The sequence below is a fragment of the Streptomyces kronopolitis genome, assembly GCF_050953795.1.
In the GTDB taxonomy this organism is placed as follows: domain Bacteria; phylum Actinomycetota; class Actinomycetes; order Streptomycetales; family Streptomycetaceae; genus Streptomyces; species Streptomyces kronopolitis_A.
The window spans coordinates 5,126,572-5,138,941 of the sequence record NZ_CP191850.1 but is presented as its reverse complement, the minus strand read 5'-3'; the positions used below and the strand labels follow the sequence as shown (position 1 = coordinate 5,138,941).

The window sequence follows — 12,370 nt, the reverse complement described above, 5'->3', positions numbered from 1 at the left end:
ATGTTTAACCCCTTCCGCCCCTTCCGGTGCGCGATCGACACCCGTACGCACTCGCGTCCGCCCTGGTCGGACGGGACGGATGAGCAATCGGTGAGGCCTTGCGGGCAGGTCTTACGGTGCGTCACCAGGGAGCGGTCCGGCCCCGGGTCACTCGCCGGGCCACTGCGGCGCACGCTTCTCGTTGAAGGCCGCCACGCCCTCCGTCCGGTCCCCGGAGAAGGCCACACTGCGCCAGGCGCCGTCCTCCAGGTCCAGGCCGGTCCGCAGGTCCAGCCCGTGCCCCAGCCGCATGGCGCGCTTGGCGGCGCGCAGCCCCAGCGGCGAGTTCCGGGCGATCCGGGCCGCCAGCTCCAGCGCCTCGGCGCGGTCGCGCCCGTCCTCGGTCAGCTGGTCGACCAGGCCCAGCTCCGCCGCCTCGGCCGCCGGCACCCGCCGCGCGGTGAACACCAGCTCGGCCGCCCGCGCCGCGCCCACCCGGCGCGGCAGCAGCTGGGTGCCGCCGCCCCCGGGGATGACGCCCACCGATACCTCCGGCAGACCGACCGTCGCCGTCCCGTCGGCCACGATCAGATCGCAGGCCAGCGCCAGCTCGTAGCCGCCGCCGAGCGCGAAGCCGTGCACCGCCGCGATGGTGGGCATCGGCAGCTCCAGCACGCCCGTGTAGGCGGCGCGGGTGCGCGGGCGCTGGCGCATCAGTTCCGCGTCGCTGAGGGAGTTGCGCTCCTTGAGGTCCGCGCCGACGCAGAACGCCCGCTCGTGCGTGGAGGTGAGGACCACCGCCCGCACGGTGCGGTCGGCCGCCAGCTCCTCGCAGGCCTGCGCCAGGCTGTCGGCCATGGCCGTCGACACGGCGTTCATGGCCTTCGGGCGGTCCATGATCAGTTCCGCCACGTGGTCATGGCGCTCGATGGCGACCCAGCCGTCCGCACCGAACCGTCGCTGTGACATGCAGCCCTCCCTGTTAACGGACGTTGACCTGACGCAGGGATCATGTCAGGTGCGCGCTCGGGGGCACAGGAGGGGGCAGGGGCCCGCACCGGGGCCGTGGGCGCCCGCGAGAACCCCGGGGGGGGGAGGCGCCCCGGTCAGTCGCGGCGGCTGAGCAGCCAGGGTTCGACCACGCCCAGACCGCGCACCGGCCGCTGCCACATCGGCTGGAGCGCGAAGCGGTAGGGCGGGGGCGGGCTGCCGGTGCCCTCCTCGGCGGCCTTCTCCGCGGCCGCGGCCTCCGCCTCGGAGACCGGCGCCTCGCCGATCCGCCCCAGCTCCTCGGCGAACGCCTCGTCCACCAGCACGGTGTCCTTCGGCGCTATCGAGGTCAGGCGGCTCGCGAGATTCACGGTCGTGCCGAAGACGTCGCCCATCCGGGTCGTGACCGTGCCGAAGGCGATGCCGACGCGCAGCTCCGGCATCGTCTCGTCGTTGGTCATCGTCTCGATCAGCCGCAGGCCGATCTCGGCGGCGACCCCGGCGTCGTCGGCGGAGAAGAGGACCTCGTCACCCAGGGTCTTGATGAGCCGCCCGCCGTGCGCGGCCACCAGGTCGGAGCAGGTGGTCTCGAACGCCTCCACCAGCTCGCCGAGTTCCTCCTCCTCCAGCCGCCGGGTCAGCCGGGTGAAGCCCACCAGGTCGGCGAAGCCCACGGCGAGCCGGCGGTCGACCATCTCGGCGTCGTCCTGGGCCCGCACCACCCGGCCGGTGGCGGCGGCGAGCTGGCGCCGCCAGACGTAGACCAGGAACTCCTCCAGCTCGGGCAGCAGCAGCTCGACCAGCGGGTAGGTGATCTCGGTGCGGGTCAGGCCGGAGTCCTGGGGCTCGGTGAGGCCCTCCAGGAAGGAGTCGATCTGCCAGTCGGCCAGCCGGGCGGTGGTCTGGCCCGTGGACCGCGCGACCTGGATGGCCATGGCCTCGCTCAGCAGGCCCGCCTCCACGAGACCGGCGAGGCGGCGCAGGGCCAGCACATCGGCCTCGGTCAGGGCCTTGACCTGCCCGATGTCGGCGAAACCCATGGCCCGCCAGAAGCGGGCCGCCAGATCCATCGAGACGCCGGCGCCGCGGGCCGCCTGGAACGGGGTGTAGCGGCGGTCGGCGCCGAGGATGAGCTGTTCGAGGCGGATGGCGATGGTGTTCTCGTCGTCCGCCTCGCGGGCCGCCGGGGCCCCCTCGGGGGCGCTGTGCGCCGGGTCGCCGCCGGCCGGTGCGGAGCCCTCGGCGGGAGCGTCGCCGCCGCGCGCCGGGTCGCCCGCGGAGCCGCCGTCGGGGGCTCCCGGCACGGCGTCGTCCCCGGTGTCCACGTCGCGCGGGGTGGCGCCCGAGTCGTCGGCGGTCACCGGCCGCTCCCTGTCCGATCCCTGCGCACTGCCCTTCCGATCACTGCTCGCCGGTGGTCCGCTCCCTGGCGGACCGCCTCAACGATACGGCAGGTGTGCTCTGGCTCACTCTCACATGTCGGCCCTGACCACGGAAGAGGAGGGCCCGGGCCCGGCCGGCGGGCACGGCGCCGCCGGCCCGCTCATCCCTGGTGACCGGCGCCGTCCGCGGGCCCGGCCGGCGGCGCGGGACGCAGATGGACGATGTCGCCCGCCCCGACCGGCCGCTGTACGCCGTTCGCGGTGGCCAGCACCAGGCGCCCGTCGCCGTCGATGGCCACGGCCTCGCCGGTGAGGTCGTCGCCCCCGGGGAGCTCGGCGCGCACCGAACGGCCCAGGGTGGCGCAGCCGGCGGCGTAGGCCTCCTGGAGGCGGCTGGCGGCGGGGTCGCCGCCGGCGTCCTGCCAGGTGCCGTACCAGTCCTCCAGTGCGCGCAGGACGGCACGCAGCAGCGGGTCGCGGTCGGTGCTGCGGGCGCCGGCCAGGGCCAGCGAACCGGCCGTGGGCACCGGGAGTTCCCCGGCGGTGAGGGAAACGTTGAGGCCGGTGCCGACGACGACGCCGTCCCCGGCCCGCTCGGCGAGGATGCCGCCCGCCTTGCGCTCCCCGGCGGCCCCGGCGGCCGCTCCGGCGGAAGTCACCAGGAGGTCGTTGGGCCACTTGAGTGCCGTGTCGATGCCGGCCACCTTGGAGACGGCGGTGGCGGTGGCGACGCCGGCGAGCAGCGGCAACCAGCCCCAGCGCTCCACGGGGACACGCGGGGTGAGGTAGACGGAGAAGAAGAGGCCGGAGCGGGCGGGCGCCGACCAGGAGCGGTCGAGCCGGCCGCGGCCGGCGGACTGCTCCTCGGCCACCAGGACGGCGCCCTCGGCGGCCTCGCCCCGCGCCGCACGCTCCGCGAGGTCGGTGTTGGTGGAGCCGGTGGCGGGCACGACGTCCAGGGAGGTCCACAGCGAGCCGGGGCGCACCAGGGCCCGGCGCAACGCCGTGGCGTTCAGCGGGGGGCGGCCCAGATCGCTCCAGCGACCGGCGTCTTTGTCCCGGTTTTCCGGTGGTTGAGGCGTCATGGGACCAGCCTAGGTGTGGTCAACGACGCAGTGCCGCTGAGCAGTCCCGCCGATACGCTACGAATCAGTAGCCCAACGCATACCACCCTCAGCACGAGCACCAGTCCAGGACGAGCAGGAGCCGCATCCCGATGTCCGAGCCGGAAGCACACATCCACACCACCGCGGGCAAATTGGCGGACCTGCAGCGGCGGGTCGAAGAGGCCACGCACGCCGGATCCGCCCGTGCGGTGGAAAAGCAGCACGCCAAGGGGAAGTTGACGGCGCGTGAGCGCATCGATCTGCTGCTGGACGAGGGCTCCTTCGTCGAGCTGGACGAGTTCGCGCGGCACCGGTCGACCAATTTCGGGCTGGAGCAGAACCGTCCCTACGGCGACGGCGTGGTGTCCGGCTACGGCACGGTCGACGGCCGCCCGGTGGCCGTCTTCTCCCAGGACTTCACGGTCTTCGGCGGGGCGCTGGGCGAGGTCTTCGGCGAGAAGATCGTCAAGGTGATGGACTTCGCGCTCAAGACCGGCTGCCCGGTCATCGGCATCAACGACTCCGGTGGCGCGCGCATCCAGGAGGGCGTGGTCTCGCTGGGCATGTACGGCGAGATCTTCCGCCGCAACACCCACGCCTCCGGTGTGATCCCGCAGATCAGCCTGATCGTCGGCCCGTGTGCGGGCGGCGCGGTCTACTCCCCCGCCATCACCGATTTCACCGTCATGGTCGATCAGACCTCGCACATGTTCATCACCGGCCCCGACGTCATCAAGACGGTCACCGGCGAGGACGTCGGCTTCGAGGAGCTGGGCGGCGCCCGCACGCACAACACCACCTCCGGTGTGGCGCACCACATGGCGGGCGACGAGAAGGACGCGATCGACTACGTCAAGGGCCTGCTGTCCTACCTGCCGTCCAACAACCTCTCCGAGCCGCCGGCCTTCCCGGAGGAGGCGGACCTGGAGACGTCGGACGTCGACCGCGAGCTGGACACCCTGATCCCGGACTCGGCCAACCAGCCGTACGACATGCACACCGCGATCGAGCACATCCTGGACGACCACGAATTCCTGGAGACCCAGGCGCTGTTCGCCCCGAACATCCTGACCGGCTTCGGGCGGGTCGAGGGCCATGCGGTGGGCGTGGTGGCCAACCAGCCCATGCAGTTCGCGGGCATCTTGGACATCAAGGCGTCGGAGAAGGCCGCGCGGTTCGTGCGGACCTGCGACGCGTTCAACGTCCCGGTGATCACCTTCGTGGACGTGCCCGGCTTCCTGCCCGGCACCGACCAGGAGTGGGACGGCATCATCCGGCGCGGCGCCAAGCTGATCTACGCGTACGCCGAGGCCACCGTCCCGCTGATCACGGTCATCACCCGCAAGGCGTTCGGCGGGGCCTACGACGTCATGGGCTCCAAGCACCTGGGCGCGGACCTCAACCTGGCCTGGCCGACCGCGCAGATCGCCGTCATGGGCGCGCAGGGCGCGGTCAACATCCTGCACCGCCGCACGCTGGCCGCGATCGAGGACCCGGCGGCCCAGGACGAGCGGCGCCAGGAGCTGATCCAGGAGTACGAGGACACCCTGCTCAACCCGTACGTCGCGGCCGAGCGCGGCTACGTCGACGCGGTGATCATGCCGTCCGAGACGCGCCGGCACATCGTCCGCGGGCTGCGCACGCTGCGCAACAAGCGCGAGGCGCTGCCGCCGAAGAAGCACGGGAACATCCCCCTCTGACCGGCGGCACCAGCGGAACCAGGAAGGGAGCCGATCTCCATGATCAAGGTCGTACGGGGCAACCCCACGCCCGAGGAGCTGGCCGCCGCACTGGCGGTGGTGCAGGCCCGCGCGGCGGCGGCCGCGGCCGTCGCGCCCGGCGGGAAGGACCGCGGCACCGAGTGGTCCGACCCCGCGTCCACGGTGCCGGCCCGGTCGCGGATGCCGCACCCGGGCCCGCGGGCCTGGCGGACGAGCTACTGGCCGCACTGAGCCGGCGGCGCGGGCGGTGACCTGCCGGGCGATCCGCCCGGCCCGGCGGACCGGCCAGATCGGTGCATGGTGCACCGTCTAGTCCTTGCGTGGGCGGCGCCTGAGTACGCGTACTCAGGCGCCGTCCGCACTTCGGGCACAGGATCGATACATGCTGTGGTCAGATCCGCCCGACGAGCCTCCGGAGGAGCTGCGCGACGTGCAGGCCAGGCTCCACCGGATGGGCATCGTGCTGGCCGTCGCCGCGATCGTGGTGATGGTCCTGCTCATGGGGGGATAGCCGACCCCGGCCGGCCGGCCACGCGGTCGCGGCCGCAGTTCCCGTTCCCGGCGAGGTGACGATCACAGAATCCGTCGGCAACCCCCGCCCCTGAAATCCGCTCTTTCCCTCCCGAGGGCGCATATCGGGCGCCGCTTGCCGGGCCAGGCTGCCGAACGGGAGTGGAAGAGCGATGAACAGGCCGTTGCGGCACGTAGCCGTCTTCTGCGGGGTACTGGTGCTGGCGCTGCTGGTCCGCGCCACCTGGGTCCAGTTCGTGCAGGCCGACGAGCTGGCCAGCGACCCCAACAACCGCCGCGTCAAGATCGAGGCGTTCTCCTACCCGCGCGGCAACATCATCGTGGGCGGGCAGCCCGTCACCGGTTCCGTGGCGACCCCCGGGGACTTCAAGTACAAGCGCACGTACAAGGACGGCCCGATGTACGCGCCGATCACCGGGTTCGCCTCCCAGGCCCAGGGCACCTCGTTCCTGGAGGGCATCTACAACAAGGTGCTCAGCGGCAAGGACGACCGGCTCGCCCTCAAGCAGGCCAAGGACATCCTGACCGGCGAGAAGCCGCGCGGCGGCGATGTGCTCACCACCATCGACCCCAAGGCGCAGAAGGCCGCGTACAAGGGGCTCAAGGACCTCAACGCCAAGGGCGCGGTGGTCGCGCTCGACCCGCGCAACGGCAAGGTCCTCGCGATGGCCTCCACGCCCTCCTACGACCCCTCGCAGTTCGCCGGCATCTCCAACGCCGAGGCCGGGAAGTTCAAGGCACTGGACGCCGACAAGAGCAAGCCGCTCAGCAACCGGGCGCTGCGCGAGACCTACGCCCCCGGCTCCACCTTCAAGATCCTCACCGCGGCGGCGGCCCTGGAGCACGGCGTGGTCAGCGACATCAACGCCCCCACCGGCGCCCCCACCCCCTACAAGCTGCCGCTCAGCTCGACCACGGTCGGCAACGACGTGGCCGGCGCGCCCTGCGACAAGGCCTCGCTGAAGACCGGCATGCAGTGGTCGTGCAACAACGTCTTCCTGGACACCGCGCTGAAGGTCGGCAAGGACAAGATGCGCGAGACCGCCGAGAAGTTCGGCTTCAACTCCGATGTCTACGACAAGGAGTTCGGCGACATGCTGGCCAGCAAGAGCCTCTACCCCAGCAAGCTCGACAAGCCGCAGACCGCCCTCACCGGCATGGGCCAGGGCAGCCTCACCAGCACCCCGATGCAGATGGCGATGGTGACCGCCGCCCTCGCCAACGACGGGAAGCTGATGATGCCGCACGTCGTCGACGAGGTACGCGGCCCCGACCTGTCGACGCTGGAGAAGCTGGAGCCCAAGGAGATGTCCCAGGCCGTCTCCGCCGACACCGCGAAGAAGGTGCAGGAGATGATGGAGTACACCGTCTCGGACGGCACCGCCGACAAAGCCAAGATCAACGGCGTGACCGTCGGCGGCAAGACCGGCACCGCCCAGCACGGGGCGAACGTCAACGACGAGCGCCCCTACGCCTGGTTCGTCTCCTACGCCAAGCAGAGCGACGGCTCCTCGCCGGTCGCGGTCGCCGTGTTCGTCGACCCCAAGGACATGGACATCCCCCGCTCGGAGATCGCCGGTGGCAAGCTGGGCGGGCCGATCGCCAAGTCCGTGATGGAGGCGGTGCTCAACAAGTAGTCCGGGCACCACCCGCCGCGGCCGGGCTCCGTACGATGGCGCACATGACCGAAGAGCCCCGCCCCCGCCGTCTCGTCCTCGCCTCCCAGTCCCCCGCCCGGCTGGGCCTGCTGCGGCAGGCCGGGCTGGCGCCCGAGGTCGTCGTCAGCGGGGTCGACGAGGACGCGCTGAGCGCCCCGACGCCCGGCGAACTGGCCCGTGTGCTCGCCGAGGCGAAGGCGGACGCCGTCGCCGCCCGCCCGGAGATCCACGGCGCGCTGGTCGTCGGCTGCGACTCGGTGCTGGAGCTGGACGGGCGGGCGCTGGGCAAGCCCGCCGACGCCGAGGACGCCACCGCCCGCTGGAAGTCCATGCGCGGCCGCTCCGGCGTCCTGCGGACCGGCCACTGCGTCATCGACACCGCGAACGGCCGCCGGGCGGCCGCCACCGCCTCGACCACCGTCCGCTTCGGCGAGCCGTCCGACGAGGAGATCACCGCCTACGTGGCGAGCGGCGAACCGCTCCACGTCGCCGGCGCGTTCACCCTCGACGGCCGCTCCGCCCCCTTCATCGACGGCATCGACGGCGACCCGGGCAACGTCATCGGCCTGTCCCTGCCGCTGCTGCGCCGGCTGCTCGCCGACCTCGACGTGGCGATCACCCGGCTCTGGACCTGACGGCACCCCGGGGCGTCCTGACGGGCGCCGGCGGGGACGCCCCGGCATGGCCTGATCCGGCAGGATCCGGGCCGATCACGCCAGATCCGCACAGCTCCCGCGGTATCGGCCCGCGACCGCCGCAAGCGCCCTAGGCTGCCGACATGGCGACCGTGGTCGAACTGATCAGCTACCCCGTCAAGGGCTGCGCCGGCGTCCCCGCCTCCGAGGCCGAACTCACCCCCGCCGGCCTCCGGCACGACCGCAGCTTCATGGTCGTCGGGACCGACGGCGTCTTCCGCAGCCAGCGCAGGGACCCCCGGCTGGCGGTGATCCGGCCCGAGGTCGGCGCCGGCGGGACGCAGCTCACCCTCTCGGCGCCGGGCATCGAGCCCCTCCGGTGCGCCATCGACCCCGGCGCGGGGACGGCGCGGGCGGCGGTCGAGATGTTCGGCACGCCCTACCGCGCGGTCGACCAGGGCGCCGACGCGGCCGGCTGGCTCTCCGAGGTGCTCGGCGCGCCCAGCCGCCTGGTGCGTATCCCCCCGGAGCACGACCGGGTGACCGACGGCCTCACCCCCGGCACGTCCGGCTTCGCCGACAGCAGCGCCGTGCACGTCGTCTCCCGCGCCACCCTCGACGACCTCAACGCCCGTATCACCGCGGCCGGCCGGCGACCGGTGCCGATGAGCCGCTTCCGGCCCAACCTCGTCGTCGACGGCTGGCGCGAGCCGGGCGTCGAGGACCGCGCGCGGCGCCTGACCGCCGGCGACTGCGCGCTCGGCTTCACCAAGCTCGCCATCCGCTGCGCCGTCGCCCTCGTCGACCAGGACACCGGCACGAAGGCGGGCCCCGAGCCGCTGCGCACGCTCGCCACCTACCGGCGCGAGCCCGGGGGCGGGGTGTCGTTCGGCTCGAAGTTCTCCGTGCTGCGCACCGGAAAGGTGGCGGTCGGCGACGCATTCCACGTCACCGACTGGGGAACCGATTGATCCGGAACAACTCGATCGCCCCGATCGACGCCATCGCGAGGAGTGCGCAGCATGCCCAAGATTCTCATCATCGCCGGCGACGCCACCGAGGACCTGGAGTTCTTCTACCCCTACCAACGGCTGCTGGAGGAGGGCTACGAGCCCCGCATCGCGGCCCCGGAAGCTGCGGTTCGTCGTCCATGACTTCGTCGACAACTTCGACACCTACGTGGAGCGCGAGGGCCACTCCTGGCCGTCCGACCTCGCCCTGGCCGACGTCGATCCGGCCGAGTACGCGGCGCTGGTGCTGCCCGGCGGCCGGGCCCCCGAGTACCTCCGCAACGACCCCGACTACCGCCGCCTGGTGAGCCACTTCTTCGACGCCGACAAGCCCGTCGCCCACATCTGCCACGCGGCGATCACCCTGGCTCCGCTCGGCCTCCTCAAGGGCCGCCGGACCGCGGCCTATCCCGCCTGCGCGCCGGACGTGGAGATGGGCGGCGGGACCTTCGTCGACGACTCGGCCGTGGTGGACGGCAAGGTCGTCTCCGCCCGCGCCTGGACCGACCATCCGGACTGGATGCGCGCCTTCATGGACGTCTTGCGCGAGCACGCCCCGGTGAAGAAGAGCGCCGGGGAGCACTGAGCCCCGCCGGGGGGGGCGGGGTGGCGCAACTCGGCCTCGCTCAGGCGGACGTGGGCGCGGCCGGCGGTACGCCGTTCGGGGGGTTTTCCGCGTTTCCCCGCGCGTCCCCCGTACGGCCCTCCCCGTACGCCAGCAGCGTCAGCACCAGCAGTCCCAGCACCACCATCATCGCCAGGAACGCGACCCAGCCGGCCAGGCCGACGGCGAGCGCGCCCAGGACACCGTGCACCACGGCGCAGCTGATGAGGCAGATGCGGGCGAAGCCGCCCGGGGCCCGGTCGCGCAGCGCGCAGCGCACCAGAACCGCCGCACAGAACAGCAGGTAGAGGCCGAAAACGGCGCCGCCGATCCAGGACCCGGCGGACATCGCCCGCGGCTGGAGCCCGGCCAGCGACATCTGCTGCCGGTCGACGACGATGCTCAGGATCCAGTTGAGCAGCACGATCCCGCACGCCTCCAGGACCAGGACCACCGCCGCGGCCAACGCCACCGGCCTTCGGGCCACCGTCACCCCGTCCACCCACTTCCGCCGTGTACCGAGCCCGGTCGCCCGGGTGGACGCCGGTTGCCGCGTGGTCCGCCGTTACCGCACGTACGGAAGACATCGGGCACGCTACTAATGGGTAATGCCTGGGGCAAGGGTTCTGCGCGGGTGGATACGGGCAGCGGCGGGCGCGGCGTCACGCGGCACGCCGAAGGACGGAGCCGACCGCAAAGATTCCTTCGCCCATTCGTAGGGACTCCACAAAGAATTGACGATCCGCAGGACGCCACCGGCGCGAGACCTAAGCCACACCGGGCCTCTGGCCGGACCCCAGGAATCCGGGCCTACCCTGGGATACCAGGGGACTTAGGTTCCTCACTGGCGCCCCGAGCACACTCCGTGTGGGCAAGCTCACCCCAGGGAACGGGTCGGCACGCGGTGTCGCCAGTCCCTAAAATCGCCGCATCCATAAGTTACGGCGAAGCGCCAAGGAAGGACCCATCGTGCGCAAGGTGCTCATCGCCAACCGTGGCGAAATCGCTGTTCGCGTTGCCCGTGCATGCCGGGACGCGGGGATCGGCAGCGTAGCCGTCTACGCCGACCCCGACCGGGACGCCCTGCACGTCCGCGCGGCAGACGAGGCGTACGCCTTGGGCGGTGACACTCCTGCCACCAGCTACCTGGACATCGCCAAGGTCCTGGCCGCCGCCGCCGATTCCGGCGCCGACGCCATCCACCCGGGCTACGGCTTCCTGTCGGAGAACGCCGAGTTCGCCCAGGCCGTCCTCGACGCCGGACTGACCTGGATCGGCCCGCCGCCCCACGCCATCCGCGACCTCGGCGACAAGGTCGCCGCCCGTCACATCGCGCAGCGCGCCGGCGCCCCCCTGGTCGCCGGCACCTCCGACCCCGTCTCCGGTGCCGAGGAGGTCGTCGCCTTCGCCAAGGAGCACGGCCTGCCGATCGCGATCAAGGCGGCCTTCGGCGGCGGCGGCCGCGGCCTGAAGGTCGCCCGCACCCTCGACGAGGTGCCCGAGCTGTACGACTCCGCGGTCCGCGAGGCCGTCGCCGCCTTCGGCCGCGGCGAGTGCTTCGTCGAGCGGTACCTCGACCGCCCGCGGCACGTCGAGACCCAGTGCCTGGCCGACAAGCACGGCAATGTCGTCGTGGTCTCCACCCGTGACTGCTCGCTGCAGCGCCGCCACCAAAAGCTCGTCGAAGAGGCCCCGGCCCCGTTCCTGAGCGCCGAGCAGAACGCCGAGCTGTACCGCGCCTCCAAGGCCATCCTCAAGGAGGCCGGCTACGAGGGCGCCGGCACCTGCGAATTCCTCGTCGGCCAGGACGGCACCATCTCCTTCCTGGAGGTCAACACCCGTCTCCAGGTCGAGCACCCGGTCACCGAGGAGGTCACCGGCCTCGACCTGGTCCGCGAGATGTTCCGCATCGCCGACGGCGAGGAGCTCGGCTACGACGACCCGGCGGTGCGCGGCCACTCCTTCGAGTTCCGCATCAACGGCGAGGACCCGGGCCGGGGCTTCCTGCCCGCCCCCGGGACCGTCACCACGTTCGACGGGCCGGCCGGCCCGGGTGTCCGGCTGGACGCGGGCGTCGAGTCCGGCTCGGTCATCGGCCCCGCCTGGGACTCCCTGCTGGCGAAGCTGGTCATCACCGGCGCCACCCGTGAGCAGGCGCTGCAGCGCGCCTCCCGCGCGCTGGCGGAGTTCACCGTCGAGGGCATGGCCACCGCCATCCCCTTCCACCGCGTCGTGGTCACCGACCCGGCCTTCGCCCCCGAACTCACCGGCTCCGCCGACCCGTTCACGGTCCACACCCGCTGGATCGAGACCGAGTTCGTCAACGAGATCGCGCCGTTCACCGCGCCCGGCGCCGACGAGGCCGAGGCGGACACCCGCGAGACGGTCGTCGTCGAGGTCGGCGGCAAGCGCCTGGAGGTCTCGCTGCCGTCCTCGCTGGGCATGCCGCTGGCCCGCGCCGCGGTCGCCGGTGGCGCCAAGCCCAAGCGCAAGGCCGCCAAGAAGTCCGGCTCCGCCGCCTCCGGCGACGCGCTGGCCTCCCCGATGCAGGGCACCATCGTCAAGGTCGCCGTCGAGGAGGGCCAGCAGGTCACCGAGGGTGAACTGGTCGTCGTCCTGGAGGCCATGAAGATGGAGCAGCCGCTGAACGCGCACCGCTCCGGCACCATCAAGGGCCTGACCGCCGAGGTCGGCGCCGCCCTGACCTCCGGCGCGGTCATCTGCGAGATCAAGGACTGACACCACGTCATCCGG

At 72.3% G+C, this 12,370-nt stretch carries 11 protein-coding genes and 1 pseudogene; 8 read left to right on the top strand and 4 right to left on the bottom strand.

The genetic code is table 11. The annotated features are described in order from the left end of the window. Positions 1-147: 147 nt before the first annotated feature. The 3 genes from ACQP17_RS22835 to ACQP17_RS22825 form a co-directional block, all read right to left on the bottom strand. Positions 148-948: an enoyl-CoA hydratase/isomerase family protein gene (locus ACQP17_RS22835; RefSeq protein WP_433857948.1), complete on the bottom strand. Its 801-nt coding sequence runs from the start codon at positions 946-948 to the stop codon at positions 148-150. Positions 949-1,085: 137 nt separating this feature from the next. Then, on the bottom strand, positions 1,086-2,330 hold the full coding sequence (locus ACQP17_RS22830) for an adenylate/guanylate cyclase domain-containing protein (RefSeq protein WP_433857947.1): 1,245 nt from the start codon (positions 2,328-2,330) through the stop codon (positions 1,086-1,088). A gap of 182 nt (positions 2,331-2,512) precedes the next feature. After that, entirely contained in the window at positions 2,513-3,436 is a 924-nt protein-coding gene (locus ACQP17_RS22825; RefSeq protein ID WP_433857946.1) for a biotin--[acetyl-CoA-carboxylase] ligase, read from the bottom strand. A gap of 131 nt (positions 3,437-3,567) precedes the next feature. Here ACQP17_RS22825 and ACQP17_RS22820 point away from each other — a divergent pair, with 131 nt between their 5' ends. From ACQP17_RS22820 to ACQP17_RS22790, 7 genes and pseudogenes are all read left to right on the top strand, one after another. Further along, complete coding sequence (locus ACQP17_RS22820) at positions 3,568-5,157, top strand: acyl-CoA carboxylase subunit beta (RefSeq protein ID WP_433857945.1); 1,590 nt, start codon at positions 3,568-3,570, stop codon at positions 5,155-5,157. A 39-nt stretch (positions 5,158-5,196) separates the two neighbouring features. After that, positions 5,197-5,409: an acyl-CoA carboxylase epsilon subunit gene (locus ACQP17_RS22815; RefSeq protein ID WP_364874889.1), complete on the top strand. Its 213-nt coding sequence runs from the start codon at positions 5,197-5,199 to the stop codon at positions 5,407-5,409. Positions 5,410-5,560: 151 nt separating this feature from the next. Next, positions 5,561-5,689 carry a morphogenic membrane protein MmpB gene (mmpB, locus tag ACQP17_RS22810; RefSeq protein WP_364874887.1) on the top strand — a complete coding sequence of 43 codons (129 nt, stop codon included), beginning with the start codon at positions 5,561-5,563 and terminating at the stop codon, positions 5,687-5,689. A 172-nt stretch (positions 5,690-5,861) separates the two neighbouring features. Beyond that, the gene (locus ACQP17_RS22805; RefSeq protein WP_433857944.1) at positions 5,862-7,346 is read left to right on the top strand and encodes a peptidoglycan D,D-transpeptidase FtsI family protein; all 1,485 of its coding nucleotides are present in this window, start codon (positions 5,862-5,864) and stop codon (positions 7,344-7,346) included. A gap of 44 nt (positions 7,347-7,390) precedes the next feature. Then, positions 7,391-8,002: a nucleoside triphosphate pyrophosphatase gene (locus tag ACQP17_RS22800; RefSeq protein ID WP_433857943.1), complete on the top strand. Its 612-nt coding sequence runs from the start codon at positions 7,391-7,393 to the stop codon at positions 8,000-8,002. A 143-nt stretch (positions 8,003-8,145) separates the two neighbouring features. Next, on the top strand, positions 8,146-8,973 hold the full coding sequence (locus tag ACQP17_RS22795; protein WP_433857942.1) for an MOSC domain-containing protein: 828 nt from the start codon (positions 8,146-8,148) through the stop codon (positions 8,971-8,973). Positions 8,974-9,024: 51 nt separating this feature from the next. Then, a pseudogene (locus ACQP17_RS22790) lies at positions 9,025-9,598 on the top strand (DJ-1/PfpI family protein). Between the two features lie 40 nt (positions 9,599-9,638). Here the strand turns inward: ACQP17_RS22790 and ACQP17_RS22785 are convergent. Then, a complete protein-coding gene (locus ACQP17_RS22785) occupies positions 9,639-10,103 on the bottom strand; it encodes a hypothetical protein (RefSeq protein ID WP_364874877.1) in 465 nt (154 codons plus the stop codon). A 482-nt stretch (positions 10,104-10,585) separates the two neighbouring features. Between ACQP17_RS22785 and ACQP17_RS22780 the strand changes: the two genes are divergently transcribed. After that, positions 10,586-12,355, top strand: a complete 1,770-nt coding sequence (locus ACQP17_RS22780; protein ID WP_433857941.1) for an acetyl/propionyl/methylcrotonyl-CoA carboxylase subunit alpha — start codon at positions 10,586-10,588, stop codon at positions 12,353-12,355. Positions 12,356-12,370 lie beyond the last annotated feature (15 nt).

Bases quoted from the DNA above. Each gene is read 5' to 3' on its own strand.
- ACQP17_RS22805 (WP_433857944.1), top strand. From the start codon at position 5,862: ATGAACAGGCCGTTGCGGCACGTAGCCGTCTTCTGCGGGGTACTGGTG.
- ACQP17_RS22815 (WP_364874889.1), top strand. From the start codon at position 5,197: ATGATCAAGGTCGTACGGGGCAACCCCACGCCCGAGGAGCTGGCCGCC.
- ACQP17_RS22800 (WP_433857943.1), top strand. From the start codon at position 7,391: ATGACCGAAGAGCCCCGCCCCCGCCGTCTCGTCCTCGCCTCCCAGTCC.
- ACQP17_RS22825 (WP_433857946.1), bottom strand. From the start codon at position 3,436: ATGACGCCTCAACCACCGGAAAACCGGGACAAAGACGCCGGTCGCTGG.
- ACQP17_RS22795 (WP_433857942.1), top strand. From the start codon at position 8,146: ATGGCGACCGTGGTCGAACTGATCAGCTACCCCGTCAAGGGCTGCGCC.
- ACQP17_RS22820 (WP_433857945.1), top strand. From the start codon at position 3,568: ATGTCCGAGCCGGAAGCACACATCCACACCACCGCGGGCAAATTGGCG.
- mmpB (WP_364874887.1), top strand. From the start codon at position 5,561: ATGCTGTGGTCAGATCCGCCCGACGAGCCTCCGGAGGAGCTGCGCGAC.
- ACQP17_RS22835 (WP_433857948.1), bottom strand. From the start codon at position 948: ATGTCACAGCGACGGTTCGGTGCGGACGGCTGGGTCGCCATCGAGCGC.